Origin of the sequence: Kitasatospora sp. NPDC058218, assembly GCF_042882445.1 — a bacterium.
Classification (GTDB): domain Bacteria; phylum Actinomycetota; class Actinomycetes; order Streptomycetales; family Streptomycetaceae; genus Kitasatospora.
Map to the genome: position 1 here is coordinate 200,919 of NZ_JBHVWC010000003.1, position 25,350 is coordinate 226,268.

Consider the following 25,350-nt stretch of genomic DNA (forward strand, 5'->3'; position numbering starts at 1 on the left):
TTCGCTTTGCCCGGAGCGCCGAGCCGAGACCGATGATCTTGGGAGTGTCCCTGGTGGCGTACTTCGCTGCAGTGCTTGCTCGCACCGAGGACGGGTGGGATGTGAGCGAGACGGAACTCGACGACGTCGAAACCCTGGCGGACCTGGCCGATCTGGCCCGCGAAGCCGCCCAGGACGACGACAGCGTCCTGGTCTTCATCGAACAGGAGGACGTCTGGTTCGCCATCGTCCGGGTGGACGGCGAGGAGGATCCGCGGATCTTCGTGTCGGACGGCGCCGCCGCCGCCCGCAGCAGCTACGGCTCCGTCCTCACCGACGAACTGGTCGACCAGGCCGGCGAGAGCGAGTTCGGCGACCTCGACAACCTGGTCGCCGAACTGGAGGACGAGGCGCAGGCCGCGGAGCAGGAGGACGAGGAGGCGGACGCGGACGCCCACGGCGGCGTCCCGGTCGGCCCGCTCGGCGACGCCCACCTGCTCACCGAGTTCGGCCTCCCCCCCGAGGAACTCCTCGCCCTCAGCGGCGAGGGCGCCGTCCCGGGCGACGCCCTGGAGGAGATCGCCGAGGCCCTCGGCTGCGGCGAGATCCTGGAGGCCGTCCGGTAGCGGGCCGATGCCCGTCGACGGATGCCGGACACTGGATGCCATGCAGTCCGCGTCCGCCAGCCAGACAGCCCCGCTCCCCGCCCCCGTCCGCCCCGACCCGGTCCGTGACCGCTGGGCGGCGCCGATGCGCCTCGCCATCGCCGAGGCCGACCTGGCGCCGGCCACCGGGGACGTCCCGGTCGGGGCGCTCGTCCTGGGCCCGGACGGCGAGGTGATCGGCCGCGGCCACAACGCGCGCGAGGCGGTCGGCGACCCGACCGCACACGCCGAGGTGGTCGCCGTCCGCGAGGCCGCCGCCGCACTCGGGCAGTGGCGGCTCAGCGGCTGCACCCTCGTCGTCACCCTGGAGCCCTGCACCATGTGCGCGGGCGCCATCGTGCTCTCCCGGATCGACCGGGTGGTCTACGGCGCCCTCGACGAGAAGGCCGGCGCCGCCGGCTCGCTCTTCGACGTGATGCGCGACCGCCGGCTCAACCACCGCCCCGAGGTCGTCCCGGGCGTCCTCGCCGACGAGTGCGGCGAGCAGCTCCGCGCCTTCTTCGAGACCCACCGCTGACCGCTCCCGCCGGCCGCCGTCGCGATACGGATTTCGTGACCGCGCCACCCGTCCGGTAGAGTTCCCCTCGGTAGCGTGTCCGAGCGGCCAAAGGAGCACGCCTCGAAAGCGTGTGTGGGGGCAACTTCACCGTGGGTTCGAATCCCACCGCTACCGCCAGCAGCACGAAGGCCCCGACCGGAGACGGTCGGGGCCTTCGTCGTTCCCGCACACCCACGGGCGCGGAAAAGCTCCGCACTCGGGGCTGATGACCACCAACGCCCGGCGAGTACGGAGCCTGGAGGGGGAGCGGCTCGGGGGACCAACCGCTCCCCCGGCGGAGTCCCACAACCGGGGCCGCGTCGGGGGGAAGTCGCGGCGCCCGGTCCCACAGCGGGGAGCTCCGGATCCACGTGCCGGGGATTCCTGCCAGACCCTCGGCACATCACCCATCCTGCTCGACGGCGCCCGTCCGGGCACCCGGAGAAAGGCCCCACTCGCGGGGACCTTCGTCCCGCCGGGTGAACGCGTCGCACACTTGATGGGCCGTCCGGTGGATAAGCTGCCCAATGCAGAGGACCGCTCGGGGACCGAATGGCGGCGGTCCACAGCAGGGAGGAAGGTCACCGGATGGCGCAGGCGAAGAAGATCGGCATGGTCCTCCTGCTCATCTTCGTGCTCTACACGATCATCACCTCGCCGGCCCGCGCGGCCGAGCTCGTCCAACTGGGGTTCGAGGGCATCTCGAACGCCGCCAAGGCCGTCGGCACCTTCATGACCGGACTGGTGAAGTAGCCCGGGGGGCGGTCGTCCGGCCCCGCCGGCACCGACTACGGTGAGCGGGACCCTCAACCCCCGTCCGCGAGGAGCGGCATCGTGATCCGGCACCTGGTCCTGTTCAAGCTCAACGACGGCGTCAGCAAGGACGACGAGCGCGCGCTCGCCGGCGCCAAGGCCTTCGAGGCGCTCGGCCCGGTCATCCCCGAGCTGCGCGAGTGGGAGTGCGGCTGGAACACCACCGAGCGCGACATCGCCCACGACTACGCGATCAACAGCCTGGTCGAGGACCGTGACGCGCTCCAGGCCTACCTCACCCACCCGGCCCACCAGGCCGCGGCCGGCCAGTGGCGCGAGTTCGCCACCTGGGTGATCGCCGACATCGAGGTCTGATCCCGGGCCGTCCCCCGGACGGCTCCAGGCGCCCCGCCCGGGACCCGGGCGGGGCGCCTTGCGCTGTCCGGAAACAGCCCCCGGCCGCACCTGCGGGAGACCGGGTGAAGCACCGGCACAGCACCAACACACCTCCCCTCGGTGCTTGCCCGACCTGCGCCCGCCTTGTGATGCTATGACCGGTTTTGCCGGACATGGCGAGGTGGTGAGACGAGACCCGACACCCGATCCGCAAGTCCCACCGCGTTGTCGACTTTGGGAGGGGTGACGTGTCCGTGCGGACACCAGGGAGTGCGCCGGACACCGGTACCGGTCCGGCCACCGGGCAGACCACCACGGAGGCCGTCGCCCAGGCCACCGTGCCGACCACCGCCCAGGCCCCGGCGCAGGCCGCCCCGCCGGACGCCGAACGCCCGGCGCCGCCACCCGGGGACGAGGTGCTGGCCACCGTCATCGGCCCGGCCGGCGAACTCCGGCCGGACGGCCTGCGCGGCCCCGGCGGGCGCCCGGTGGTGGACGTCCGGACGCTGACCCGGGTGCTGTTCGAGCGGCTCGCCGAGCTGCCCCCGGACGCCCCCGAGCGGGAGCGGGTCCGGGCCGCGCTGATCGAGGTCAACATCCCGCTGGTCCGCTACGCGGCCACCCGCTTCCGCAGCCGCAGCGAGCCGATGGAGGACGTCGTCCAGGTCGGCACGATCGGCCTGATCAACGCCATCGACCGGTTCGACCCGGAGCGCGGCGTGCAGTTCCCGACCTACGCGCTGCCGACCATCCTCGGCGAGATCAAGCGCTACTTCCGCGACAACGTCCGCACCATGCACGTCCCGCGCCGGCTCCAGGAGCTCTGGGTCCAGGTCAGCGGCGCGATGGAGGAGCTGACGGTGGTGCACGGCCGGGCCCCCAAGGTGCCCGAGATCGCCGCCAGCCTGCGCATCCCGGAGGAGGACGTCCGGGCCTGCCTGGACGCCGGCAGGGCGTACAACGCGGCCTCCCTGGAGGCGGCCCAGGAGCACGAGGGCGGCCTCGCCCTGCTGGACCGGCTCGGCTACGAGGACTCGGCACTGGCCGAGGTCGAGCACCGGGACATGGTCCGCCACCTGCTGGTCCAGCTTCCGGAGCGGGAGCGGCGGATCGTCATGCTGCGGTTCTTCGCCAACCTGACGCAGTCGCAGATCAGCACCGAGCTGGGGATGTCGCAGATGCACGTCTCGCGGCTGCTCTCACGGATCCTGACCAGGCTTCGGACCGGCAATTCCTGGGAAGACTGACCGTCACAATCCCGGACAGAACATCGTGAACCGGCAGGCCCGGTCGGGATTGCTGCGCGTTACCACCACGTGACGTCTTGCGACCTTCGGGTTTGCCGGGGACCGTGTTCCGGTATGCAGGGGGAGGGCGTCCTCGGGAACCACCGCGCGACGGAATCCGTTCAACTGTCAGTCACAAGGGGGTGGGTGCATGTCCGGAGACCTGGGCACTGCGGAGATCCACGCTGGTCAGGCCCATGGCACCGCGGTCGCCGTCGACCGGATCCCGCTCCAGCGGGGCCCGGACGCACCGTCCGTCGCCGAGATCGACCCCGCGGCCGCCGCCGAGGCGGTCGCCACGGCCCCACCGCCGGCACCGCCGAGCCCCGGGCTGGACACCCGGACGCTCTCGCGCTCGCTCTTCCTGCGGCTCGCCGCCCTGGAGACCGGCAGCGAGGAGCACACCTACGTCCGTGACACCCTGATCGAGCTCAACCTGCCGCTGGTCCGGTACGCCTCCGCGCGCTTCCGCAGCCGCAACGAGCCGATGGAGGACATCGTCCAGGTCGGCACGATCGGCCTGATCAAGGCGATCGACCGGTTCGACCCGGAGCGCGGGGTGGAGTTCCCCACCTTCGCGATGCCGACCGTGGTCGGCGAGATCAAGCGCTTCTTCCGGGACACCAGCTGGTCGGTCCGGGTGCCGCGGCGGCTGCAGGAGCTGCGACTGGCGCTCACCAAGGCCGGCGACGACCTGGCCCAGAAGCTGGACCGCTCCCCCACCGTCGCCGAGCTGGCCGCCTGCCTCGGCGTCAGCGAGGAGGACGTGGTCGAGGGCCTCGCGGTGGGCAACGCCTACACCGCCAGCTCCCTGGACTCCAGCCCCGGCGAGGAGGACGGCGACGGCCCGCTGGCCGAGCGGCTCGGCTACGAGGACCTCGCGCTGGAGGGCGTGGAGTACCGCGAGTCGCTGAAGCCGCTGCTGGCCAAGCTGCCGCCGCGCGAGCGCCGGATCATCATGCTGCGGTTCTTCGGCAACCTCACCCAGTCGCAGATCGGCGAGGAGATCGGCATCTCCCAGATGCACGTCTCCCGGCTTCTGACCAAGACCCTCACGCAGCTGCGCGAGGGCCTGATCAGCGAGGGGTGAGCCGGGGCCCGGCGCCCGTCGGGGCGGGCCGGGGCACGTCGGGGCGGGGCGGGGTCGGGGCGGGTCAGGGCGCGAGCAGGTTGGCCCGCAGACCCGCCAGCACGGCGTCGTCCAGCCCCAGGCCGTCCTGCCAGAACGCCTCGAAGTCGGCCCAGCCGGCCGCGACCTCCTCGAAGGCCGCCTCCAGGTAGCAGCGCTCCGCCCGGAACACCGGAAGCAGAAGCTCCGGCTCCTGCATCAGACCGCGGGTGCCGAAGCTGTCCACGATGTTCTCGACGATCTCGGCGGAGCGCTCGTTGGTGAGCAGGTAGTCGGCGAAGACCGTCTCGCGGTCCACCCCGAGGGCGGTGAGCAGCAGGGCCGCCGTCCACCCGGTGCGGTCCTTGCCGGCCGAGCAGTGGAACAGCAGCGGCGCCCCGTCCGGCGCGGCCAGCAGGCGCAGCACGGTCGCGAAGCGCTCGCGGGCCACCCGGTCGGTCACGAACCACCGGTAGAGGCCGGTCATCATCGCGGCGGCCCGGCCGTCACCGAGCAGGGTGCGCTGCTTCTCCGGGCTGCGGTCGGCCAGGGCGTCGCGCAGCGCGACGTAGATGTCGAAGTCGGCGGCGAAGACCGGCAGGTGGTGCAGGGTCACGCCGTCCGGGGTGGTGCGCTCGACGGTGATCGGCGCGGCGGACAGCTCGGCGGCCGCGATCGCGGCGACCGGCAGGCCGCGGACGCGGTCGGGGCCGGCCTCGCGGACCTCGTCGAGGCTGCGCAGGTCGACCACCTGGCGCAGGCCGAGCGCGCCGAGCAGGTCGAGGTCCTCGTCGGTGAGGCGGTTGAGGCCGTCGCTGCGCAGCGCGACACCGGACCGCAGCACCTGCCCACCGGCCGTCCGGTAGCCACCGAGATCGCGGGCGTTGACGGCCCCGCGCAGGCCGAGGCTCCGAGCCTGCTGGAGGGCCTGCGAGACGGCCTCCGGGGCCCCCTCCCGCACGCCGTCCCGGATGTCCTCCGCCGACGTCCGCGCGGCTTTCCGGGTGGCCCCGATTGCGGCGGTCTCGGTCTGCTGCTCGGTCACGCGGTGGCCTCCATTGGATATTCGGACTGTGCCATGGCACAACCCGACGCGATATTGCATGAACCTGCCCGACGGAACAGGGGGATGTGCAAGAGTGTCATGCGCAACGCCGCCAGTGTAGGGCGCGGCATACCTGCCACGGCCGCACGGTCGGTGACCAGCGGTAACGCTCAGGCGCGGTTTTTAATTCTCAATTCATTATTTGCGCAACAGGTGCTCTTCCGGTCACAATCAGCGCCTTCGTGGCATCGCCATGAACGTTGGTAACAGATTCGCTGCACTCCTGCCCATTTGGTCCCAATCGGTGCGGAGTCTCCACCAGGATGGGCGCCGGGCAGCCTGCTGCCCGCGAACAGCGACCGGGCAGGCGAGCGCCGAGCAGCGAAGCGCCCTGCCCAGGGGAGGAACACACATGGGTCGAGCGACCCGAAGAGTTGCCGCCTGCGCGGCAGCAGTCCTGCTGGCCGGTGGCCTGCAGTCGTCCCTCGCACACGGAGCCACCACGGCTCCCAGGATCGACCTCACGGTCCTGGTGATCAGCGACGGCGGCCCCGCCTCGGCGGCCATCGCCGCCGAGCTGAAGAGCCAGGGCACCCCGTACAAGCTGGTCGACCTCAACGACGCCGGACGCCCGGTGATCAATGCGGCCTTCCTCAGCGACAGCCTCAACGGGCAGCCGCGCGGCAAGTACCAGGGCATCGTGCTGCCCAACGACAACCCGTTCGAGGCCGGGTCCGCCGAGATGGCGGCGATCGCCGCCTACGAGGCCGCGTTCGGCGTGCGACAGGTCGACGCGTACACCTACGCCAGGCCGGAGGTCGGCCTGAACTACGCCGCCAATCCCGGCTACATGGGCAGCCTCGACGGCTTCGAGGGCCAGGTCTCCACGGCCGGGCTCGCGGGCCCGTTCGGCTACCTCAAGGGCAGCGTCCCGTTCGAGGACAACGACCCGGCGATCGGCGAGAGCTACGGCTTCCTCGCCACCCCGCTCAGCACCCTGCCGGCCGGTGCGAGCTTCACCCCGCTGGTCGAGACGACCATCCCGGGCACCACCACCAAGGGCTCGCTGGTCGGCGAGTACACCCACGACGGCCGCAAGGAGCTGGTCGTCACCTTCGTCTACAACCAGTACCAGCAGCAGTACCGGCTGCTGGCACGCGGCATAGTCGACTGGATAACCCAGGGCGTCCACCTCGGCTACGACCGCAACTACTTCGCGGCCCACGTGGACGACGTCTTCCTGGCGGACGACCGCTGGGACACCGTGCTGAAGTGCACCCCCGGTGACGTCACCTGCCCGCCCGGCACCCCCGAGACGGCCAACCCGATCCGGATGACGCCCGCGGACGCGCAGTACGCCAAGCAGTGGCAGACCGCCAACAACTTCACCATGGACATGGTGTTCAACGGCGGCGGCAGCGAGGACTGGAAGGCCGACCACACCGCCACCACCGACCCGGTGGTGGACCAGATGGTCGCCGACCAGGCCAGCTACCGGTGGGTCAACCACACCTACACCCACCCGTACCTGGGCTGCCTGCAGGACGTCTCGGTGGTGCCGTGGAAGTGCAGCAAGGACGCCGCCGGCAACACCGTCTGGGTCGACCAGGCCACCATCACGTCCCAGATCAAGAACAACATCGACTGGGCCGCGGCGCGCAACCTGCACATCGACAAGACCGAGCTGGTCACCGGTGAGCACTCCGGCCTGCTGACCGCCCCGCAGGAGACCAGCGACAACCCGTACCTGGCCCCCTCGCTGGTCACCAACGGGGTCAAGTGGACGGCCAGCGACGCCTCCCGCGAGCCCGCCCAGCGGGCCGTCGGCTCGTCCGTGCTGACCGTGCCGCGCTACCCGATGAACGTCTTCTACAACGCCGGCACGGCGAAGGAGGAGACGGACGAGTACAACTGGATCTACACCAGCGTGGCCAACGGTGGCAGCGGGGTCTGCGAGAACAACGCCAACTCCACCTGCCTGCCGACGCCGCTGGACGTCAACACCGGTTACCAGTCGTACATCGTGCCGCTGGAGGCCCGGATCGACCTCGGCCACGTGCTGAGCAACGACCCGCGACCGCACTTCATCCACCAGTCGAACCTGTCCGAGGACCGGATCGTCTACCCGGTGCTGGAGAAGGTCCTCTCCACCTACCGCGCGCTGCACGCCGACAACGCGCCGATCGTGAACCTGGCGCAGAAGGACATCGGCGCCGAGTTCCAGCGCCGCGCGGCCTGGAACACCGCCCTCGCCAACGGCCAGGTCAGCGCCTACCGGGTCGGCGACACCGTCACGGTGAACGCCCCGGCCGGCGTCCAGGTCCAGGCCACCATGCCGACCGGCACCACGCAGAAGCTCGCGATCGGCTCGGCCGCGTTCGGCACCGCGTACGCCGGTACGCTGTCCGGCTGGGTGAAGCCCGGCGCGCTGCAGAGCAGCGTCCAGCTCAAGCTGTCCGCAGCGGTCACCCCGGCGGCTCCGGCCGCCGCGCCGAACACCGCCAAGACGCTGACCGCCCCGGCTCCGGCCGACAAGAAGGTCGTGCCCCAGGGCACCGCCGACGCCGTCCCCGCCGGCCCGAGCGACACCGCCCGGACCGACGCCCCGACGCTGGTCCCCGGCAGCGGGGTCCCGGTTCCGGGCAAGGGCCTCACGGCCGGCAAGGGCAGCACCAAGGGCACCGCCAAGAGCGGCGCCCAGAACGGCAAGGCCTCCGGGGGGAAGGCCGACCCGACCAAGAAGACCGCCGGCCAGTCCGGCACCCGCTAACCGGTGACGCCGGTGGTGGGGCGGGCGACGGCCCGCCCCACCACCGGCCGCCGGGCCCGGCCGTCCAGGCCGGGCGCTTGACGCAAGGACAGGAGGGGGGACAGGAATGCGCGTCACCCTGCTCACCGAGGGGACGTACCCGCACCAGCACGGCGGCGTGAGCGTCTGGTGCGACCAGCTCGTCCAGGGCATGCCGGACGTCGACTTCGACGTCATCGCCGTCACCGGCACCGGCCACGAACCGCTGGCCTGGGAGCTGCCCGCCAACGTGCGGTCCGTCACGACCGCACCGCTCTGGGGCCCTGCCGCCGACGGCAGAGCACCCCGCGGCCGCGAGATGCGCCGCTTCCTCAACGCGTACGAGCGCTTCCTGCACTCCATCCTGGACCCGGTCTACACCACCCACTTCGGCACCGAGCTGTACGGCTTCGCCGACCTCGCCCGGCGCGGGCTGCTCAGCCCGGCGCTGCGCAGCGAGCGCGCCCTGCGCACCCTCCAGCACGTCTGGACCCGCGACTACCTCTCCACCGGCGTCTCCCGGCCCACCCTGCACGACGCGCTCAACGCCACCGACCTGCTGGAGCACGCGCTGCGCCCGCTGTCGGTCGAGCCGCCCCAGGACGGCGTCGCGCACGCCGCGAGCGGCGGCCTCGCCACCCTCCCGGGGCTGATCGCCTCACAGCAGTACGGCGTACCGTTTCTCCTCACCGAACACGGCATCTACCTGCGCGAGCGCTACCTCGGGTACCGCACCGGCCCCTACCGCTGGCCGGTCAAGGCGCTGCTGCTGGGCTTCTACCGGATGCTCGCCGAGGAGAGCTACCGGCGGGCCGCGCTGGTCACCCCCGGCAACCGGTACAACCGGCGCTGGGAGGAGCGCGGCGGCACGCCGTCCGCGCACATCCGGACCGTCTACAACGGCGTGGACCCGGCGGCCTTCCCGCCCGCCGGGCCGGAGCCCGAGACGCCCACGCTCAGCTGGGCCGGCCGGGTCGACCCGATCAAGGACCTGGAGACGCTGATCCGCGCCTTCGCGATCGTGCGGAGCGAGATACCCGACGCACGGCTGCGGCTGTTCGGCGGCACGCCCAAGGGCGGCGAGGCCTACCGCGACCAGTGCATAGCCCTGGCCGCCGAGCTCGGCGTCGCCGACTCGGTGGCCTTCGAAGGCCGCGTCGCGGACATCACCGACGCGTACGCGGCGGGGAACGTGGTGATGCTCTCCAGCATCAGCGAGGGCTTCCCGTTCACCCTGATCGAGGCGATGTCCTGCGGCCGCTCCACCGTCTCGACCGACGTGGGCGGCGTGCGGGAGGCCGTCGGCGACACCGGCCTGGTCGTCCCGCCGCGCGAACCCGAACCGATGGCCGCCGCCGCCGTCGAGCTGCTGCGCGACCCGGAGCGCCGGGCCCGGCTCGGCGAGCAGGCCCGGCTGCGGGTGATCGAGCAGTTCACGCTCCGCCAGAACATCGACGGCTTCCGCGGCATCTACACCGAGCTGCTGGGCACCTCCCGCTGGCTGCCGAACGGCGTGGTCGCCGTCGCCGACGGGGCCGAACCGGACTGGGACGAACCCGTCGCCGACGAAACCCCCGAAGCGGACTGGGACGAGCCCGTGGTCGTCACCGAGCGCAGCGAGGTGGGCGCGTGAGCGAGCGCAGAGAGCGAACCATGACCAGGTGCGCGTCCCGCGAAGCGGCCGCCGAGCGCAGCGAGGTGGGCGCATGAGCGGCCCGCTCCGCCTGGTGCCCGACGAGGCCGGCCCCGAGTGGGCCGAGCAGACCGTCCAGCTGCGCACCCTCCCGAGGGGGCGCCGCCGGCCCGTGCTGCCCGCGCAGCGGACCGAGCCCGAGGAGCAGCTGGACCTCTCCCCGGACCCGCTGGACGAGCTCGCCGAGCGGCTCGCCGACGTATGCGCCGACGCCGTCCACCCCTACGAGATCGCGGCCTTCCTGGAGTCCGACGGCCTCTCCGACGAGCAGGCCGGGCTGCTGTACGGCCGCCCCGACGCGTTCACCGTCGCCGAGGAGCTGTTCGAGAAGGTCGAGCGCCGCTACCCGGGCCCGAGCTCCGAGTTCGCCAACCCCTGGCGGGCCGATCCCTGGCGCTGCGTCGTACGCGGCCTGGTGTTCGCCCTGCCCGGCCTCGGCTACCTGCTCGGCGCCAACCTGTTCGCGGCCACCCGGATGCGCTTCGGCCTCCCCTCCGGGATGCTCGCGCTCTCCGTCGCCACCCTGGTCAGCTGGTCCTGGAACCAGGCGCTGGCGCACCGCTCGTACGCCTGGCTGGGCCGTGGCCGGCGCCGTGCGGCCGGGATCTGCCTGGCCGTCGGCGCACCGCTGGGCGCGCTGGTCGCGGCCACCGCCGGGTACGTGATCGGCGGCCCGCTGGGTGCGCTCTGCTTCGCCGCCGGGCAGTCCGGCTACCTGGCGGCGGCCACCGTCCTGCTGGTGCTCGGGCGGGAGAAGTTCCTGCTGGTCGCACTGGCACCGTCCGCGATCGGTGCGGGCGTGGTGCTGGCCGTGGACGTGCCGCAAGTCGTCCGGACGGTCGTGCTGCTGGCCTCGCTCGGGCTGGCGGTGGGGCTGGCCGCCCGGGAGATCGTCCGCTGCCTGCGCAGCGAGCAGGACGCCACCGTGCTGAAGCTGCCGTTGCGCCAGGAGGTGCCGCACCTGCTGTTCGGCCTGGCGGTCGGCACCCTCACGATGATCGCCGGTCTCGGCACCACCGTGCACCAGGCGGTCCGCACCGGCGCCGCCGAAGGCGCGTCCGCCAGCCCGACGGGGCCGGCCATGATCGCGCTGACGCTGAGCCTCGGGCTCGCCGAGTGGCTGCTCTTCCGTTACCGGGCGATGGCAGTGGCCGGGCTGCGGATCAGTCACACCCCCGCCGCGTTCGCCCGCCGCACCGGCGGTGTGCTGCTCGGCTGCCTGTTCATCTACCTCACCACCGTGGCCGCGCTGGACGCCGCCGCCACCGTGCTCTGGCCCGGCGCCCCGGCGCTCGGCGTCCCGGAGCTCGGCGCGCTGCTGCTGCTCGGCGGCTCACTCTGGCTGGCGCTGCTGCTGAACGCCTTCGGGTTCAGCTGGAGCACCGCCCTGATCTGTCTGGCAGCCGCGGGCGCCGAGTGCGCCGGGCTGCTGACCGGTGTGGACCCGACCGTCCTGCAGCTGATCGGCTGCGGGGCCGCGGCCGCCGTCCTCACCGCCATCGCCGGGCCCGTGCTCGGCCGCACCACCAAGCACCGCTGAACCACCAGCGCTGGGTCACCACCGTTCCGCACCCAGCCGACCTCACCCGTACCAAGAGCAGAAAGCGATTCACCGGATGAGCAACGTCGCCGTCACCGGAGCCGAAGGCTTCATCGGCTCCCACCTCGTCGAGACCCTGGTCGCGGACGGCCACCAGGTCCGCGCGATGGTGCAGTACAACTCCTTCTCGTCCTTCGGCTGGCTGGAGACCCTTCCCAAGGAGGTGCTGGACTCCGTCGAGATCGTCCTCGGCGACGTCCGGGACCCGGGCTCCGTCATCGACCTGATCAAGGGCACCGAGGCGGTGTACCACCTGGCCGCCCTGATCGCGATCCCGTACTCCTACCGGGCTCCGCACTCCTACGTCGACACCAACGTCACCGGCACCCTCAACGTGCTGGAGGCCGTGCGCCACTTCCACATCCCCCGCCTGGTGCACACCTCCACCAGCGAGACCTACGGCACCGCGCAGACCGTGCCGATCACCGAGGACCACCCGATCAACACCCAGTCCCCGTACGCCGCCTCCAAGGCCGGCGGGGACCGGCTGGCCGACAGCTACTACGCCAGCTTCGACACCCCGGTCGTCACGCTGCGCCCGTTCAACACCTTCGGCCCCCGCCAGTCGATGCGCGCCGTCATCCCGACCGTGATCGCCCAGCTGGCCGCCGGCGAGCGCGAGATCACCCTCGGCGACCTGCGCCCGACCCGTGACTTCACCTTCGTGAAGGACACCGCCAACGCCTTCCGCACGGTCGGCACCGCCCCGGCGGAGACCGTGGTCGGCAAGACCTTCAACGCCGGCACCGGCGGCGAGATCTCGGTCGGCGACCTGGTCACCCTGATCGGCAAGCTGATGGGCGTGGACGTCACGGTGAAGGAGGACGAGCAGCGCATCCGTCCGACCAACTCCGAGGTGATGCGCCTGGTCGCCGACGCCACCCGGCTGCGCACGGCCACCGGCTGGGCCCCGGAGTTCTCCCTGGAGCAGGGCCTGGAGCAGACCATCGAGTTCTTCCGCGACCCCGCCAACCTGGCGCGCTACAAGACCGACATCTACAACGTCTGACCTGCCGCACCTCACTGGCAGCACCGACACCCAAAAGGCTCCTGTCGCACCATCCTTCCGTGGGGGAAACACCATGCACGCAGTGATCCTGGCCGGTGGTAAGGGCGTACGCCTTCGTCCGTACACCACCGCGCTCCCCAAGCCGCTCGTCCCGATCGGCGACCAGCACGCGATCCTGGAGATCGTGATGCGCCAGCTCGCCGCGGCGGGCTTCACCACCGTCACCCTGGCCATCGGCCATCTCGGCCACATCATCCGCGCCTACGTCGGCAACGGCTCCCAGTGGGGGCTGCGGGTCGGCTACGCCGTCGAGGACAGCCCGCTCGGCACCATGGGCCCGCTGCTCACCATGCAGGACCGGCTGCCCGAGCACTTCCTGGTGATGAACGGCGACATCCTCACCGACCTGGACTTCGCCGGGGTGCTCAAGCACCACGAGGCCTCCGGGGCGCCGCTCACCATCGCCACCTACGCCCGCCAGGTCAAGATCGACTTCGGTGTGCTGACCACCGAGTCCGGCTCCATCACCGGCTTCCAGGAGAAGCCGAGCATCGACTACCGGGTCTCGATGGGCGTCTACGGCGTGTCCCGCTCGGCACTCGCCGCGTACACCCCCGGCCTGCCGCTGGGCTTCGACGAGCTGGTGCTCGACCTGCTCGCCGCGAAGACCCCGCCGGCCGCCTACGAGTTCGGCGGCTACTGGCTGGACATCGGCCGCCCGGACGACTACGACCGGGCCAACGCCGAGTTCGCGCTCAACCGCTCGCTGCTGCTCCCGGGCGGGCCGGCCGAGGGCCTGTACGCCGTACCGAACGAACCGGAGCTGCCGATCCCGGCCGCCCGCACCGCGCCGGACGCCGCCGACGGGCAGCCGACGGCCTCCGCCGCGACGGGCCCCGAGAACGACGGACGGGCCGCGTGAGAATCCTGCTGCTCGGCGTGGACGGCTTCCTCGGCCGGCACGCCGCCACCGTCCTGCGGTCACTGCACGGAGCCACCGTGCTGACCGCCGGGCGGCGGCCCGACCACGACCTGCACCTGGACCTGGCCACCGCACAGGCCGGCCCGCTCGGCGAGGAACTGGCCGCGCTCGCCCCCGACGCGGTGGTGAACTTCGCCGGCGCGGTCTCCGGCAGCGCGGTCACCCTCGCCGAGGTCAACGCGCGCGGCCCGGCCGTGCTCTGCGAGGCCCTGGGGCTGGGCGCACCGAAGGCCCGGCTGGTGCACATCGGCTCGGCCGGCGAGTACGGCGTCTGCGCCCCCGGCAGCTCCCTCGCCGAGGACGCCGACGCCCGCCCGGTCGGCGTCTACGGCGCCACCAAGCTGGCCGGCTCCCTCGCGGTGACCGGCTCGCCGCTGGACGCCGTGGTGCTGCGGGTGTTCAACCCGGTCGGCCCGGGCGCACCGGCCGGCTCGCTGCCCGGCCGGCTCGCCGCCGAGCTGCGCCGGGCGGCCCCGGACGGAGCCGACGGCGTGGTGAAGGTCGGGGACCTCTCGGCCCACCGCGACTTCGTCGACGCCCGGGACGTCGCCCGCGCGGTCGGCCTGGCCGTCGGCGCCGAGCGCCCGCTGCCGCGGGTGCTCAACCTCGCCTCCGGGCAGGCCAAGCCGGTCCGGGCGATCGCGGACGGCCTGGCCGCCGCGGCCGGCTTCACCGGCCGGATCGACGAGAGCGGGGCCGGCTCCGAGCGCTCGGCCGCCGTCTCCTGGCAGCAGGCCGACGTCTCGGCCGCCGCCCGGGAGCTCGGCTGGTACCCGGAGACCGCCCTCGCCGACACCCTGCGCGACCTCTGGCTCAGCACCGATCCACTGGTCACCGCATGACCGGCGCAAGCCAGTTCGACGGCCGCCTGCTGGTGCCGCTGTACGTCCACCCCGCGGTGGACCCGGCGGCCTGGCAGGCGGTCGCCGCCGCCGACCCGGGCCGGATCGCCGCCGTCGTGCTGAACCTGGCCGACGGCCCCGGCGACACCCCCGACAACGTCTTCGCCGAGGCCGCCGACGAGCTGCGCAAGGCCGGCCTCCCACTGCTCGGCTACGCCGACACCGACTACGGCCGGCGACCCCATGCCGCCGTGGTCGACGACATCCTGACGTACCGTCAGCGACACGGCATCACCGGCGTCTACCTCGACCAGGTCGCCACCCATCCGGGCGCGCTGGCGCACTACCGGCGCCTGGCCACCGCGGCCCGCGCCGCCGGCTGCGCCACCGTGGTGTTCGGCCACGGCGACCACCCCGATCCCGGCTACGCCGAGGTCGGCCTCGCCGACCTGCTGGTCACCTTCGAGGGCGACTGGGAGACCTACCGCGCGATGACCCTGCCGCTCTGGACCGGCCGGCACGCCGCCGCCCGCTTCTGCCACCTGGTGTACGACGTCCCGGCCGGGGAGGCCGGAGAGGCCGCCGCGCTGATCGCCGCCCGCCGGGCGGGCGTCGGCTGCGCCGTCCCGGGCGCCGGGGACAACCCCTGGCGCACCCTGCCGCACGCCCTGAGCGTCACCGAACCGACCTGACCCCACCCGGAGTTCGAGTACCGTGACCCGTCGCACCCGGCCCCTGTGGGCCGCCCTCGCCCTGACCACCGCCCTGGCGCTGACCTCGTGCAGCAGCTCGGGCTCGGAGGACGAGGAGGACCCCTCCGCCGACGCCACCGGCGCCCAGCCGCCCGCGGCCACCGCCGCACCCGTCCCGGGCACCCCGTCCGCACCCTCGACGAGCGACCCCGGGACGCCGGGCACCCCGCCGCCCACGGCGGCCCCGAGCACCCCGGGCACCCCGGGCACCCCGGGCACCCCGGGCACCCCGAGTACCCCCGGGACCCCGGCGACACCCGCGACCCCGGGCACCCCCGGGACCCCCTCCGCGCCCGGCACCGCGCCGCAGCCCGCCGGTGCCCGCTGGCAGCCCACCCCCGGCCTCGCCTGGCAGTGGCAACTCGGCGGCGGCGTCGACCAGTCGGTGGACGTCCCGGTCTACGACGTCGACGGCTTCGAGACCGACGCCTCCGTGGTCGCCGCCCTGCACGCCAAGGGCCGGAAGGTCATCTGCTACATCAACGCCGGCTCCTGGGAGGACTTCCGCCCCGACGCCGCCGCCTTCACCAAGGCCCTCCAGGGCTCCGGCAACGGCTGGAAGGGCGAGAAGTGGTTCGACATCCGCAAGCTCGACCAGCTGAAGCCCCTGATGGCGGCCCGCTTCGACATGTGCCGCAGCAAGGGCTTCGACGCCGTCGAGCCCGACACCATCGAGGCCTACAACCAGAACAGCGGCTTCCCGCTGACGGCGGAGGACCAGCTGCGGTACAACCGCATGCTGGCCTCGCTCGCCCATGAGCGCGGCCTGGCGATCGGCCTGAAGAACGACCTGGACCAGATCCCCGCCCTGCTGGGCGACTTCGACTTCGCCGTGAACGAGGAGTGCGCGCAGTTCGACGAGTGCGCCCGGCTCTCGCCCTTCATCCAGGCGGGCAAGGCGGTCTTCCACGTCGAGTACAAGCTCGGCACGGAGAAGTTCTGCGCCCGGACCAAGTCGCTGGGCTTCAGCTCGATGCAGAAGAAGCTGGAACTGGACGCCTGGCGGAAGCCCTGCTGAGGCCCCGTCGGGGCAGCAGGGCGTACCGGTCCGCCAGGCACTCCGTCCGAAGGGTTACTTGACAGCCAGCCAGATGACGGCGCCCACCACGACCAGCGCGACGACGGCGATGACCGCGATCAGGCCGGTCCGGCTGCCGCCGCTGCTGCTGCTGCCGTAGGTGGAGACGGAGCCCGGCGCCTGGGGTGCCGGGGTCTCGTCGACGAACGCCCGGAACATCTGGGTGCTGCCGGCGGGGTCGTAGTCGTTGTCAGCCATGGCACGGACTCTAACGAATCCGCCGACCCCGCCGACACCCCGGACCCTCCTCCGGTGCTCGCCACCCACCCGGCGCGACGACCCGGGCAAGGGAGTACGACAAGCTTGTGAAGTCTGTCCCGACCGTGGAATGCCCGCCCCTGTGATCCGGTTGACTCGGGTCATGACCGGAATCCACAGTGACGCCCCCGGCCGGGTCCAGCTCGGCACCTCCGACCTCGCCGTGCACCCGCTCTCCCTGGGCGGCAACGTCTTCGGTTGGACGGCCGACGAGGAGCAGTCCTTCGCCGTCCTCGACGCGTACGCGGCCGCCGGCGGCAACTTCGTCGACACCGCCGACACCTACTCCTCCTGGGTGCCCGGCAACGCCGGCGGCGAGTCCGAGAGCATCATCGGCGACTGGCTGCGCAGCCGGGGCAACCGCGACGACATCGTGATCGCCACCAAGGTCGGCCTGCACCCCGAGGCGCGCGGCCTGCGCGCGGCCACCATCAAGTCCTCGGCCGAGGGCTCCCTGCGCCGCCTCGGCGTCGACCACATCGACCTCTACTACACCCACCAGGACGACGACACCCCGGTGGAGGAGTTCATCACCGCGCTGGACGAGCTGGTGAAGGAGGGCAAGGTCCGCGCGATCGCCGCCTCCAACATCGGCGCCGAGCGGCTCGCCGAGGCGCTGGCCTTCTCCGAGCGCGAGGGCCTGGCGAAGTACGTCGCCGTCCAGCCGCACTACAACCTGGTCTCCCGCGCCACCTTCGAGGGCCCGCTCGCCGACGTGGTCGCCGAGCACGGCCTGGCCACCGTGCCCTACTACGCCCTCGCCTCCGGCTTCCTGACCGGCAAGTACCGCCTCGGCGGCGCCGACGTGGCCAGCGCCCGGTCCGAGGGCGCCTCCCGCTACCTGGCCGACCCGCGCGGCCCCAAGGTGCTGGAGGCACTGGACACGGTCGCCGCCGAGCACGGTGCCGAGCTCGCCACCGTCGCCCTGGCCTGGCTGGGCACCCGCCCGACGGTCGCCGCCCCGATCGCCAGCGCCCGCCGCGTCGAGCAGCTCCCCCCGCTGCTGGCCGCCGCTTCGCTGCGCCTCACGCCGGAACAGCTCACCCTGCTGGACGGCGCCTCCTCCTGACTCCAGCGCGGCGGGGCCCCGCGGGGCGAGTGCGCCCGGGGGCGGGGCGGGGGGGGGGCCCCGGGGGGGCCGGGGCGGGGGGGGGGGGCCCCCCCCGGGCCCCCCCGCCACCGCTCAGTGGATCTCGGTGACCACCACGTCCAGCTGCCACGGCTTGCGGGCGGTGCCCTCGGCCGCGACCTCCACCCGGTGCCCCAGCCCGAGCAGCGCGTCCACCAGCTCGCCGGGCGTCTTCGGCTCGGCGCCCGCCACCAGCAGGTCGCGGACCAGCCGGCCCTTGGTGGCCTTGTTGAAGTGGCTCACCACGGACCGCTTGCCGTCGCGCTCCTGCAGTACCCGCACGGTGGCCGTGCGGGTCACCAGCTCGCCGGCCGGCTTCCACGCCGCCGCGTACGCGGAACTGCGCAGGTCCAGCACCAGGCCGTCCGCCACCTCGGGCAGCACGGACGCCGTCGCGGTGCGCCAGTACGGGCCGAGCGCCCCCAGGCCGGGCAGCTTCACCCCCATCGAGCAGCGGTAGGGCGGGATCCGGTCGCCGATCCGGACCGCGCCCCAGAGGCCGGAGAAGACCAGCAGCGAGCGCTCGGCCCGCCCGTACGCGGCCTCGTCCAGGGTGGCCAGACCGAGGTTGTCGAAGAGCACCCCGGTGTACACCTCGCCGGCGGGCCGCGCGCCGGCCGTCGGCAGCCCCGCGTTCCGGGCGACCTCGCCGCGCAGGCCGGGGCTGAGGCCGAGCACCCCGGCGGCGACCTCCTCGTCGCCCCGGCAGAGCCCGACCAGGGTCTCCAGCACCTGCGCGCGCGCCGCCGTCAGCCCGGGCAGCGACAGCGCGTCGAGCGCCACCGGCACTCCGTCCCCGGACGCGGCCTTGCCCTCCGAGGGCGGCAACAGCACCAGCACAGCGGACTCCTCAACATTTTGTGGCGGGCGAACCCCGCCACCCTACGCAAACCGGCAGGGCCGCGGGTAACCCGTCACAGCTCGGTCCCGGGGGCCGCCGCCGCGACCGCCGTCGCCCCGGCGCCGAGCGCCAGGCAGAGCGGCGAGTAGTACCGCGTGTTCAGCCGTCTGAACCGCTCCGTCCGCTCGCTCAGCACACCGAACGCCAGCGGCCCCGCCGCCCCGCGCGCCAGCAGGACCCCCGCGACCGTCCGGACGCCGGCCCGGCGCACCCGCCGCGGCCCCACCGCCGGCAGCACCCCGGCCTCCGCGCCCACCAGGTACGCCGCCGTCCCCAGCAGCCCGGCCACCGCGAGGCAGGCCGCCGCCGGCGGCACACCGTCGCCCGTGCCGACCACGGTGTCCGCGAACTCCTGTGGCGACCGCGCCGGCCACGGCGTCACCGCCCAGAGCGCGTGCAGCGCCCCCGTCACCGCCAGGACCCCGGCCACCGCCGTCCCCGTCACCCGTACCGCGCCGGTCACCCGATCCTCCCCCGTCACCCGTTCCGTGCCCATCCGCCGAGCCCCCCTCCGAGTCCGATCAACGGGACCACCCTACGAGTGCTTACGGGGAATCCGGTGGGCCGTCGGCCGGCCCCGGCATACGGTGGCACCGAAGGAGAGTGACGAGATGACCATGCGCCCCCTGGACCTGGTACCCGGCGACGACGACGCCGTGGAGGAGTCCCTGCCGGTCCGGCTGCCCGCCGACCTGCCGCCGCAGACCCGGCAGGCACTGGAGTTCGCGCTCCGGGCGGCCGCCCAGGCGGTGCTGGCCGGCCGGGTGCGGGTGACGGAGGCGTCCGGCCCGGACCGTGCCGAGCTGGCCTTCGACGTGCGGCAGTCCGAGCTGCCCGAGGCCCTGGCCGAGAAGCCGGCGCCCAGCCGGGAGGACCGCCGGATCGCCCTGGTCGCCCGGATCCGGGCCGGCAACGCGGAGACGCTGGAGAGGCTCAAGGACCTGTGACCGGGCAGCAGCGGAGCCGCGACGTCGAGTACCTCGACCTGGCGGACGTCAGTTACCTCGCCGGCGGCCCGGAGAACATCCGCGACCTCGGCGCGCTGCTCTCGGCGCTCGGCCGCCCGCGGGCGAGCCTCTTCGGCGCGGATGCCTACCCCGACCTCTGGACCAAGGCGGCCGCGCTCGGCCAGAGCCTCGCCCGCAACCACCCGCTGATCGACCGGAACAAGCGCACCGCCTTCGAGGCGATGCTGCTCTTCCTCGACTACAACGCCGAGCCCTACACCGACCCGCACCCGGACGACGCCGTCGCCTTCGTGCTCCGGCTGGCCACCGGCGGCTACGACGACGCGGTCGCCCTGGCCGCCAAGGACCTCAGGTCCCTGCTGGGCCGCTGAGCCGGGCCGGGCCGGTTCCGGGTCCCCGAGCACCGGCTCGGCCCGGCCCGGTGACCGGGGCGGGCGTCGGCGCGCCCGCCGCCGACGTCCGCCCGGAATCACCCGATTCGCCCTACGCTGCCTGCATGCCACGCCGAAAACTGCGCGTCAAGGCCGCCGACTCGGCCCGGATCAATGCCGAACTGACCGAGCTGCGCGCCCGCCTGGAGATCCGCACCGAGTGGCCGGAGGCCGTGCTCGCGGAGGCCGAGCAGGCCGCCGAGTCGCCGCGGCTGCCGGAGTACGACGCGACCGACCTCCCGCTCTTCACCGTCGACCCGCCCGGCTCCCGCGACCTCGACCAGGCCATGCACCTGGCCCACCGCCCCGGCGGCGGCTACCGGGTGCACTACGCGATCGCCGACGTCGCCGCCTTCGTCCGCCCCGGCGGGGAGATCGACGCCGAGGCCCGCCGCCGCGTCCAGACCCTCTACTTCCCCGACCACCGCGTCCCCCTGCACCCGGCCCGGCTCTCCGAGGACGCCGCCAGCCTGCTGCCCGGCGAGACCCGCCCGGCCCTGCTCTGGCAGCTCGACCTGGACGCCGACGGCGGCGTCGTCCTCGCCGACCTGCGCCGCGCGCTGGTCCGCTCGCACCGCCGGCTCGACTACACCGACGTCCAGCGGGCCGTGGACGCCGGCGGCGCCGACGAGCAGCTCGCCCTGCTCGCCGCCGTCGGCCGGCTCCGCGAGGAACAGGAGCGGGCCCGCGGCGGGGTCAGCCTGCCCGTCCCCGAGCAGGAGATCGAGGAGACCCTGCACGGGTACGTCCTCGGCTACCGCGCGCTCACCCCCGCCGACGGCTGGAACGCCCAGATCTCCCTGCTCACCGGGATGGCCGCGGCCGAGCTGATGCTGGACGCCGGAGTCGGCCTGCTGCGCACCCTGCCCGCCGCGCCCGCCGCCGCGTACGAGCGGCTGCGCCGCACCGCCCGGGCGCTCGACGTCGACTGGCCGGACGGTCTCCCGTACCCGGACCTCATCCGCTCCCTCGACCCGGACGCCCCGCTGAACGCGGCCTTCCTCAACGAGTGCACCGGCCTGCTGCGCGGGGCCGGCTACCGGGCCTTCGACGAGACCCAGGGCCTGCCCGCCCCGGCCGATCCCGCGCACGCCGCGCTGGCCGCGCCGTACGCGCACTGCACCGCGCCGCTACGCCGGCTCGGGGACCGCTACGCCCAGGAGGTCTGTGCCGCCGTGGCCGCCGGCGAGTCGGTGCCGGACTGGGCCCGGGAGGCGCTGCCCGGTGTCCCCGCCCTGATGGCGGCCGGGGACCGCCGCTCGGCCGAGGTCGAACGGGCCTGCGTCGACCTGGTCGAGGCGGAGCTGCTGGCCGGCCGGGAGGGCGAGGACTTCCCCGCCGTGGTCATCGACGTGGACGAGCAGCGGCCCGCCCGGGGCACCGTGCAGCTGCGCGAGCCCGCCGTCCGGGCCCGCTGCGACGCGGCGGGCGGCGCCGGCGGGGCGAACGGCGCCGCCCTTCCGCTCGGCGGGCGGATCGTCGCCCGCCTGACGCAGGCCGACGCCGTCACCCGTACGGTCCGCTTCACCGCCGTCTGACGCCACCTCGCCGGGGCCCAGGCCCCGGGCCCGCCGCGGCCGTCCGGCCCGCCCCGCCGGTCCGGCGCCACCCGGACGGTCCGCTGCACCCCCGCCCGGCGGCGCCCGGGTGGGAGGATCGACCCGTGGCCGAACCGACCTCCCCCCGCACGCCGTCCACCGACCCCGGCCGGCGCCGCAGGCTGCTGATCCTCGGGATCTGCTGCCTGAGCCTGTTCATCGTCGGGCTCGACAACACGGTGGTGAACATCGCCCTCCCGGCGATCCAGAAGGACTTCGACGCCCCGGCCTCCGGCCTGCAGTGGGTCATCGACGCCTACACCCTGGTGCTGGCCTCGCTGCTGATGCTGTTCGGCTCGGTGGCCGACCGCTTCGGCCGCCGCCGGGTGTTCCAGACCGGTCTGCTGCTCTTCGTGCTCGGCTCGCTGCTCTGCAGCCTGGCGCCCAGCCTGGAGTGGCTGGTGGTGTTCCGCGCGGTGCAGGCGGTCGGCGGCTCGATGCTGAACCCGGTGGCGATGTCGATCATCACCAACACCTTCACCGAACCGCGCGAGCGGGCCCGGGCGATCGGCGTCTGGGGTGGTGTGGTCGGCATCTCGATGGCCCTCGGCCCGCTGCTCGGCGGGTTCCTGGTGGACGGCGCAGGCTGGCCGGCGATCTTCCTGATCAACGTCCCGATCGGACTGGTCGCCTTCCTGCTGACCGCCCGTTACGTCCCCGAGTCGCGCTCGCCCAGGCCCCGCCGGCTGGACCCGGTCGGCCAGCTGCTGATGGTGGTGCTGCTCGGCTGCGGCACCGCCGCGATCATCGAGGGCCCCGAGCACGGCTGGACGTCGCCGCTGATCCTCGGGCTCGGGGTGGCGGCGCTGGCCGCGCTGGCCGCCTTCCCGTTCTGGGAGCTCCGGGTCGCCGAGCCGCTGGTCGACCCGCGCTTCTTCCGCAGCGCGCCGTTCACCGGTGCCACCGTCACCGCCGTCTGCGCCTTCGCGGCGCTCGGCGGCTTCCTCTTCCTCAACACCCTCTACCTGCAGGACGTCCGGCACTACAGCCCGGTCGAGGCGGGCCTGTGGACGCTGCCGATGGCCGGGATGATGCTGGTCTGCGCACCGCTCTCCGGCCGGATCGTCGGCGGCCGGGGGCCGCGCGGCCCGCTGGTCGCGGCCGGTCTCGGGCTCGCCACCAGCGGTGTGCTGCTCACCACGCTCACCGCCGACTCCCCGCCGGGCCTGCTGCTGGCCGCCTACGCGCTGTTCGGCTTCGGCTTCGGCATGGTCAACGCGCCGATCACCAACGCCGCCGTCTCGGGGATGCCGCGCGCCCAGGCGGGCGTGGCGGCGGCGGTCGCCTCGACCAGCCGGCAGGTCGGCCAGTCGCTCGGCGTCGCGGTGATCGGCACCGTGGTCACCTCGGCCGTGGTCGGCCCGGTCGCCACCGGCTTCGCCCCGGCCAGCCACGCCGGCTGGTGGATCGTGACCGGGCTGGGCGTCGCGATCCTCGTCCTCGGCCTGGTCACCACCACGGCCTGGGCCACCGGCACCGCCGCCCGGGTGGCCGCCCGCCTCGGCGGCGAGCCGCCCCTGGCCCGCCCCGGAGTACGGGAGGCCCCGCCCGAGCGGCTACCATGACCACTACGGCGGAAGAGCCGGCCGGGCGGTCGCGACGGGTCCTCAGGACCCGCCGAGGAACGTCCGGGCTCCACAGAGCAGGGTGGTGGGTAACGCCCACCCGGGGTGACCCGCGGGACAGTGCCACAGAAAACAGACCGCCCACCGCTTCGGCGATGGGTAAGGGTGAAACGGTGGTGTAAGAGACCACCAGCGACCGGGGTGACTCGGCCGGCTCGGTAAACCCCACCTGGAGCAAGGTCAAGATCGGTGCCCCCGGGCACCGTGCGCGGATGATCGAGGGCTGCTCGCCCGAGTCCGCGGGTAGACCGCACGAGGCTGTCGGCAACGGCAGTCCTAGATGGATGACCGCCTCCCCGGGCCGCGCAAGCAGCCCAGGAGACAGAACCCGGCGTACAGGCCGACTCTTCCGCCCCTTCCGCTCCCGCTCCGGCGCCGTTCCGGGTCGGGCCGAGCGTGTTCGCGCCCATGTGCGCCCCCTTGTCGCTGCTGCCGCCCCCATCCGCCCTGCCCTGAGGGTGGCCCGGCACCCGGTGGGGGGTGGTGGGGGCGTGTCGGTGGTCCGGGGTTCGCGCCCGGCGGCGCCCCTGATGGTGCCCGAGCGACCCTTGACAGCTGCGGTGAGGGGGCCTGCCCACCTCCCCAGGGCGGCGTCCGGCCGTCAGTCTTGACAGGGCGGCAAGCGGAGGCCGCCGGGTCAGCGAAGGGGGCAAAGTCGTGATCGTGCCATTCGGCGAGAGTGGGGCCGGGCCGGAGCTCTACCTGCCCCAGCGGCGCCACACGGCGGGTGGGTTGGGCGACGCGTGGGAGGCGGCGACCGGCGAGCTGGCCGGTGCGCTCTTCGCCTCGCTCGCGCGGCGTGACCAGCGTCAGAAGGGCGAGCAGTACCTGCGGGGACTCCTGCAGGCGAGGGGGCGCAAGTCCATCCGCAACATCGCGGCCCATGTCGGCGGCGCCGCCGCCGAGCAGAGCCTGCACCACTTCATCAGCAGCTCCACCTGGGACTGGATGCCGATGCGGGAGGCGTTGGCCCGCCACCTCTCGCGGGCGGCGGCCCCGCAGGCCTGGGTGGTCGGCCCGATGCCGATCCCCAAGGCCGGCGACCAGTCGGTGGGGGTGGAGCAGGGCTACGACCAGTGCCTGGGCCAGAGCTTCCACGGGCAGCAGGCCTTCGGGGTCTTCTACGCCTCCGAGCTGCTGACCGTCCCGGTGCACTGGCGGCTGTTCCTGCCCGGGTCCTGGCTGCGGGACGACCTCCGGCGGCGTCGGGCCGAGATCCCGGAGGGGATGGCCGAGGAGACGCTGCTGGAGTGCGCGCTCGCCGCCTTCACGGAGTCGGTGGGCAGTTGGCGGGTGCCGGCGCGGCCGGTGGTGCTGAACACCTACGCCGACCGGGTCGCGGCCACCGTCGACCGGTTCACCGCGGCCGGCCTGCCGGTGGTGGCCCGGGTCAGCGGTACGTCCCTGCTGGAGGTCCGCGATCCGGCCCTGCCCGGGTACGGCGGCGGGCCGCTCGCCGCGCAGCGCATCCTGGCCTCGGTCAAGGGTCTGCGTCGCCGCAGCACCTGGGGCGGGCCGACCGGGGCGGGCGGATCGCTCACCGTCGCCGTGCGGGTCGGTCCGGCGGACGGCTCCGGCCGGGCCCGCCGCGCCGGCTCCGGTGACGGCGACCGGGACCTGCTGCTGCTCGGCGAGTGGACGGACCCGGACAGCTCGCCGGTGGCGCTGTGGGTGACCAACCTGGCGTCGGCCCCCGCGGGTGCGCTGCTGCGGCTGACCAAGCTGGCCGGTCGGGCCTGCCGGGACCTCACCGGGGTCGGCGAGGAGGTCGGTCTGCGGGACTTCGAGGGCCGCTCGTTCCGGGGCTGGCACCGGCACATCTCGCTCGCCTCCGCGGCCCATGCGGCCACCGCCATGGCGGGGCTCGGCGGGAGTCCGGTCGAGTACCCCACCCCGCGCTCGGCCTGACCGTGCGCGCCGCCCGGT

General features: G+C 73.6%; 23 protein-coding genes, 1 tRNA gene, 1 other RNA gene and 1 pseudogene. 22 read left to right on the plus strand and 4 right to left on the minus strand.

What is annotated here, in order from left to right; translation table 11 throughout:
- Nucleotides 1-32 precede the first annotated feature (32 nt).
- The 7 genes from ACFVYI_RS03060 (at nt 33) to ACFVYI_RS03090 (ending at nt 4,707) form a co-directional block, all read left to right on the plus strand.
- The gene (locus tag ACFVYI_RS03060) at nt 33-605 is read left to right on the plus strand and encodes a tRNA adenosine deaminase-associated protein (RefSeq protein ID WP_387880933.1); all 573 of its coding nucleotides are present in this window, start codon (nt 33-35) and stop codon (nt 603-605) included.
- 40 nt (nt 606-645) lie between these two features.
- The gene (gene tadA / locus ACFVYI_RS03065) at nt 646-1,161 is read left to right on the plus strand and encodes a tRNA adenosine(34) deaminase TadA (RefSeq protein WP_387880936.1); all 516 of its coding nucleotides are present in this window, start codon (nt 646-648) and stop codon (nt 1,159-1,161) included.
- A gap of 69 nt (nt 1,162-1,230) precedes the next feature.
- Nucleotides 1,231-1,320, plus strand: a tRNA-Ser gene (locus ACFVYI_RS03070).
- Nucleotides 1,321-1,770: 450 nt separating this feature from the next.
- A complete protein-coding gene (locus tag ACFVYI_RS03075) occupies nt 1,771-1,935 on the plus strand; it encodes a hypothetical protein (protein ID WP_199926184.1) in 165 nt (54 codons plus the stop codon).
- A gap of 81 nt (nt 1,936-2,016) precedes the next feature.
- Complete coding sequence (locus ACFVYI_RS03080) at nt 2,017-2,310, plus strand: Dabb family protein (protein WP_387880940.1); 294 nt, start codon at nt 2,017-2,019, stop codon at nt 2,308-2,310.
- Between the two features lie 275 nt (nt 2,311-2,585).
- Nucleotides 2,586-3,578 (plus strand): RNA polymerase sigma factor SigF, encoded by a 993-nt coding sequence (locus ACFVYI_RS03085; RefSeq protein ID WP_387881019.1) that lies wholly within the window; start codon nt 2,586-2,588, stop codon nt 3,576-3,578.
- 190 nt (nt 3,579-3,768) lie between these two features.
- The gene (locus ACFVYI_RS03090) at nt 3,769-4,707 is read left to right on the plus strand and encodes an RNA polymerase sigma factor SigF (RefSeq protein ID WP_387880943.1); all 939 of its coding nucleotides are present in this window, start codon (nt 3,769-3,771) and stop codon (nt 4,705-4,707) included.
- Between the two features lie 64 nt (nt 4,708-4,771).
- Here ACFVYI_RS03090 and ACFVYI_RS03095 read toward each other — a convergent pair whose 3' ends face one another.
- Nucleotides 4,772-5,770 carry a tyrosine-protein phosphatase gene (locus tag ACFVYI_RS03095; RefSeq protein WP_387880946.1) on the minus strand — a complete coding sequence of 333 codons (999 nt, stop codon included), beginning with the start codon at nt 5,768-5,770 and terminating at the stop codon, nt 4,772-4,774.
- 412 nt (nt 5,771-6,182) lie between these two features.
- Between ACFVYI_RS03095 and ACFVYI_RS03100 the strand changes: the two genes are divergently transcribed.
- The 8 genes and pseudogenes from ACFVYI_RS03100 (at nt 6,183) to ACFVYI_RS03135 (ending at nt 16,454) form a co-directional block, all read left to right on the plus strand.
- Complete coding sequence (locus ACFVYI_RS03100; protein WP_387880948.1) at nt 6,183-8,540, plus strand: hypothetical protein; 2,358 nt, start codon at nt 6,183-6,185, stop codon at nt 8,538-8,540.
- Between the two features lie 106 nt (nt 8,541-8,646).
- Nucleotides 8,647-10,191, plus strand: a complete 1,545-nt coding sequence (gene pelF / locus ACFVYI_RS03105; protein ID WP_387880951.1) for a GT4 family glycosyltransferase PelF — start codon at nt 8,647-8,649, stop codon at nt 10,189-10,191.
- Between the two features lie 73 nt (nt 10,192-10,264).
- Nucleotides 10,265-11,791 carry a hypothetical protein gene (locus ACFVYI_RS03110; protein WP_387880954.1) on the plus strand — a complete coding sequence of 509 codons (1,527 nt, stop codon included), beginning with the start codon at nt 10,265-10,267 and terminating at the stop codon, nt 11,789-11,791.
- Nucleotides 11,792-11,867: 76 nt separating this feature from the next.
- Complete coding sequence (locus ACFVYI_RS03115) at nt 11,868-12,860, plus strand: SDR family NAD(P)-dependent oxidoreductase (RefSeq protein WP_387880957.1); 993 nt, start codon at nt 11,868-11,870, stop codon at nt 12,858-12,860.
- Between the two features lie 73 nt (nt 12,861-12,933).
- Nucleotides 12,934-13,641: pseudogene (locus ACFVYI_RS03120) on the plus strand (NDP-sugar synthase); the annotation flags it as partial.
- 137 nt (nt 13,642-13,778) lie between these two features.
- Nucleotides 13,779-14,684, plus strand: coding sequence for an NAD-dependent epimerase/dehydratase family protein (locus tag ACFVYI_RS03125; RefSeq protein ID WP_387880960.1), 906 nt, complete (start codon nt 13,779-13,781; stop codon nt 14,682-14,684).
- On the plus strand, nt 14,681-15,376 hold the full coding sequence (locus ACFVYI_RS03130; protein ID WP_387880963.1) for a spherulation-specific family 4 protein: 696 nt from the start codon (nt 14,681-14,683) through the stop codon (nt 15,374-15,376). Before ACFVYI_RS03125 ends, ACFVYI_RS03130 begins: the two co-directional genes overlap by 4 nt.
- 22 nt (nt 15,377-15,398) lie before the next feature.
- Complete coding sequence (locus ACFVYI_RS03135; RefSeq protein ID WP_387880966.1) at nt 15,399-16,454, plus strand: endo alpha-1,4 polygalactosaminidase; 1,056 nt, start codon at nt 15,399-15,401, stop codon at nt 16,452-16,454.
- Nucleotides 16,455-16,508: 54 nt separating this feature from the next.
- Here the strand turns inward: ACFVYI_RS03135 and ACFVYI_RS03140 are convergent, their stop codons facing one another.
- On the minus strand, nt 16,509-16,712 hold the full coding sequence (locus ACFVYI_RS03140; RefSeq protein WP_387880969.1) for a hypothetical protein: 204 nt from the start codon (nt 16,710-16,712) through the stop codon (nt 16,509-16,511).
- Between the two features lie 163 nt (nt 16,713-16,875).
- Between ACFVYI_RS03140 and ACFVYI_RS03145 the strand changes: the two genes are divergently transcribed.
- On the plus strand, nt 16,876-17,841 hold the full coding sequence (locus tag ACFVYI_RS03145) for an aldo/keto reductase (RefSeq protein WP_387880972.1): 966 nt from the start codon (nt 16,876-16,878) through the stop codon (nt 17,839-17,841).
- Between the two features lie 114 nt (nt 17,842-17,955).
- Here the strand turns inward: ACFVYI_RS03145 and yaaA are convergent, their stop codons facing one another.
- Both yaaA and ACFVYI_RS03155 read right to left on the minus strand, forming a co-directional pair.
- The gene (gene yaaA / locus ACFVYI_RS03150) at nt 17,956-18,741 is read right to left on the minus strand and encodes a peroxide stress protein YaaA (RefSeq protein WP_387880974.1); all 786 of its coding nucleotides are present in this window, start codon (nt 18,739-18,741) and stop codon (nt 17,956-17,958) included.
- A gap of 74 nt (nt 18,742-18,815) precedes the next feature.
- Nucleotides 18,816-19,265 (minus strand): DUF3995 domain-containing protein, encoded by a 450-nt coding sequence (locus ACFVYI_RS03155; protein ID WP_387880977.1) that lies wholly within the window; start codon nt 19,263-19,265, stop codon nt 18,816-18,818.
- Between the two features lie 148 nt (nt 19,266-19,413).
- Between ACFVYI_RS03155 and ACFVYI_RS03160 the strand changes: the two genes are divergently transcribed.
- The 6 genes from ACFVYI_RS03160 (at nt 19,414) to ACFVYI_RS03185 (ending at nt 25,332) form a co-directional block, all read left to right on the plus strand.
- Nucleotides 19,414-19,749: a hypothetical protein gene (locus ACFVYI_RS03160; protein ID WP_387880980.1), complete on the plus strand. Its 336-nt coding sequence runs from the start codon at nt 19,414-19,416 to the stop codon at nt 19,747-19,749.
- Nucleotides 19,746-20,141: a type II toxin-antitoxin system death-on-curing family toxin gene (locus tag ACFVYI_RS03165; protein WP_387880983.1), complete on the plus strand. Its 396-nt coding sequence runs from the start codon at nt 19,746-19,748 to the stop codon at nt 20,139-20,141. The genes ACFVYI_RS03160 and ACFVYI_RS03165 overlap by 4 nt, the downstream gene beginning before the upstream one ends.
- A 125-nt stretch (nt 20,142-20,266) precedes the next feature.
- Nucleotides 20,267-21,739, plus strand: a complete 1,473-nt coding sequence (locus tag ACFVYI_RS03170; RefSeq protein WP_387880985.1) for an RNB domain-containing ribonuclease — start codon at nt 20,267-20,269, stop codon at nt 21,737-21,739.
- A 125-nt stretch (nt 21,740-21,864) separates the two neighbouring features.
- Entirely contained in the window at nt 21,865-23,364 is a 1,500-nt protein-coding gene (locus tag ACFVYI_RS03175; RefSeq protein WP_387880989.1) for an MFS transporter, read from the plus strand.
- Nucleotides 23,365-23,377: 13 nt separating this feature from the next.
- Nucleotides 23,378-23,776, plus strand: an RNA gene (rnpB, locus tag ACFVYI_RS03180) — RNase P RNA component class A.
- A gap of 305 nt (nt 23,777-24,081) precedes the next feature.
- The gene (locus tag ACFVYI_RS03185; RefSeq protein ID WP_387880992.1) at nt 24,082-25,332 is read left to right on the plus strand and encodes an IS701 family transposase; all 1,251 of its coding nucleotides are present in this window, start codon (nt 24,082-24,084) and stop codon (nt 25,330-25,332) included.
- Nucleotides 25,333-25,350 lie beyond the last annotated feature (18 nt).

Bases quoted from the DNA above. Each gene is read 5' to 3' on its own strand.
- ACFVYI_RS03060 (WP_387880933.1), top strand. From the start codon at position 33: ATGATCTTGGGAGTGTCCCTGGTGGCGTACTTCGCTGCAGTGCTTGCT.
- tadA (WP_387880936.1), top strand. From the start codon at position 646: ATGCAGTCCGCGTCCGCCAGCCAGACAGCCCCGCTCCCCGCCCCCGTC.
- ACFVYI_RS03075 (WP_199926184.1), top strand. From the start codon at position 1,771: ATGGCGCAGGCGAAGAAGATCGGCATGGTCCTCCTGCTCATCTTCGTG.
- ACFVYI_RS03090 (WP_387880943.1), top strand. From the start codon at position 3,769: ATGTCCGGAGACCTGGGCACTGCGGAGATCCACGCTGGTCAGGCCCAT.
- ACFVYI_RS03100 (WP_387880948.1), top strand. From the start codon at position 6,183: ATGGGTCGAGCGACCCGAAGAGTTGCCGCCTGCGCGGCAGCAGTCCTG.
- pelF (WP_387880951.1), top strand. From the start codon at position 8,647: ATGCGCGTCACCCTGCTCACCGAGGGGACGTACCCGCACCAGCACGGC.
- ACFVYI_RS03110 (WP_387880954.1), top strand. From the start codon at position 10,265: ATGAGCGGCCCGCTCCGCCTGGTGCCCGACGAGGCCGGCCCCGAGTGG.
- ACFVYI_RS03115 (WP_387880957.1), top strand. From the start codon at position 11,868: ATGAGCAACGTCGCCGTCACCGGAGCCGAAGGCTTCATCGGCTCCCAC.
- ACFVYI_RS03130 (WP_387880963.1), top strand. From the start codon at position 14,681: ATGACCGGCGCAAGCCAGTTCGACGGCCGCCTGCTGGTGCCGCTGTAC.
- ACFVYI_RS03140 (WP_387880969.1), bottom strand. From the start codon at position 16,712: ATGGCTGACAACGACTACGACCCCGCCGGCAGCACCCAGATGTTCCGG.
- ACFVYI_RS03145 (WP_387880972.1), top strand. From the start codon at position 16,876: ATGACCGGAATCCACAGTGACGCCCCCGGCCGGGTCCAGCTCGGCACC.
- ACFVYI_RS03160 (WP_387880980.1), top strand. From the start codon at position 19,414: ATGACCATGCGCCCCCTGGACCTGGTACCCGGCGACGACGACGCCGTG.
- ACFVYI_RS03170 (WP_387880985.1), top strand. From the start codon at position 20,267: ATGCCACGCCGAAAACTGCGCGTCAAGGCCGCCGACTCGGCCCGGATC.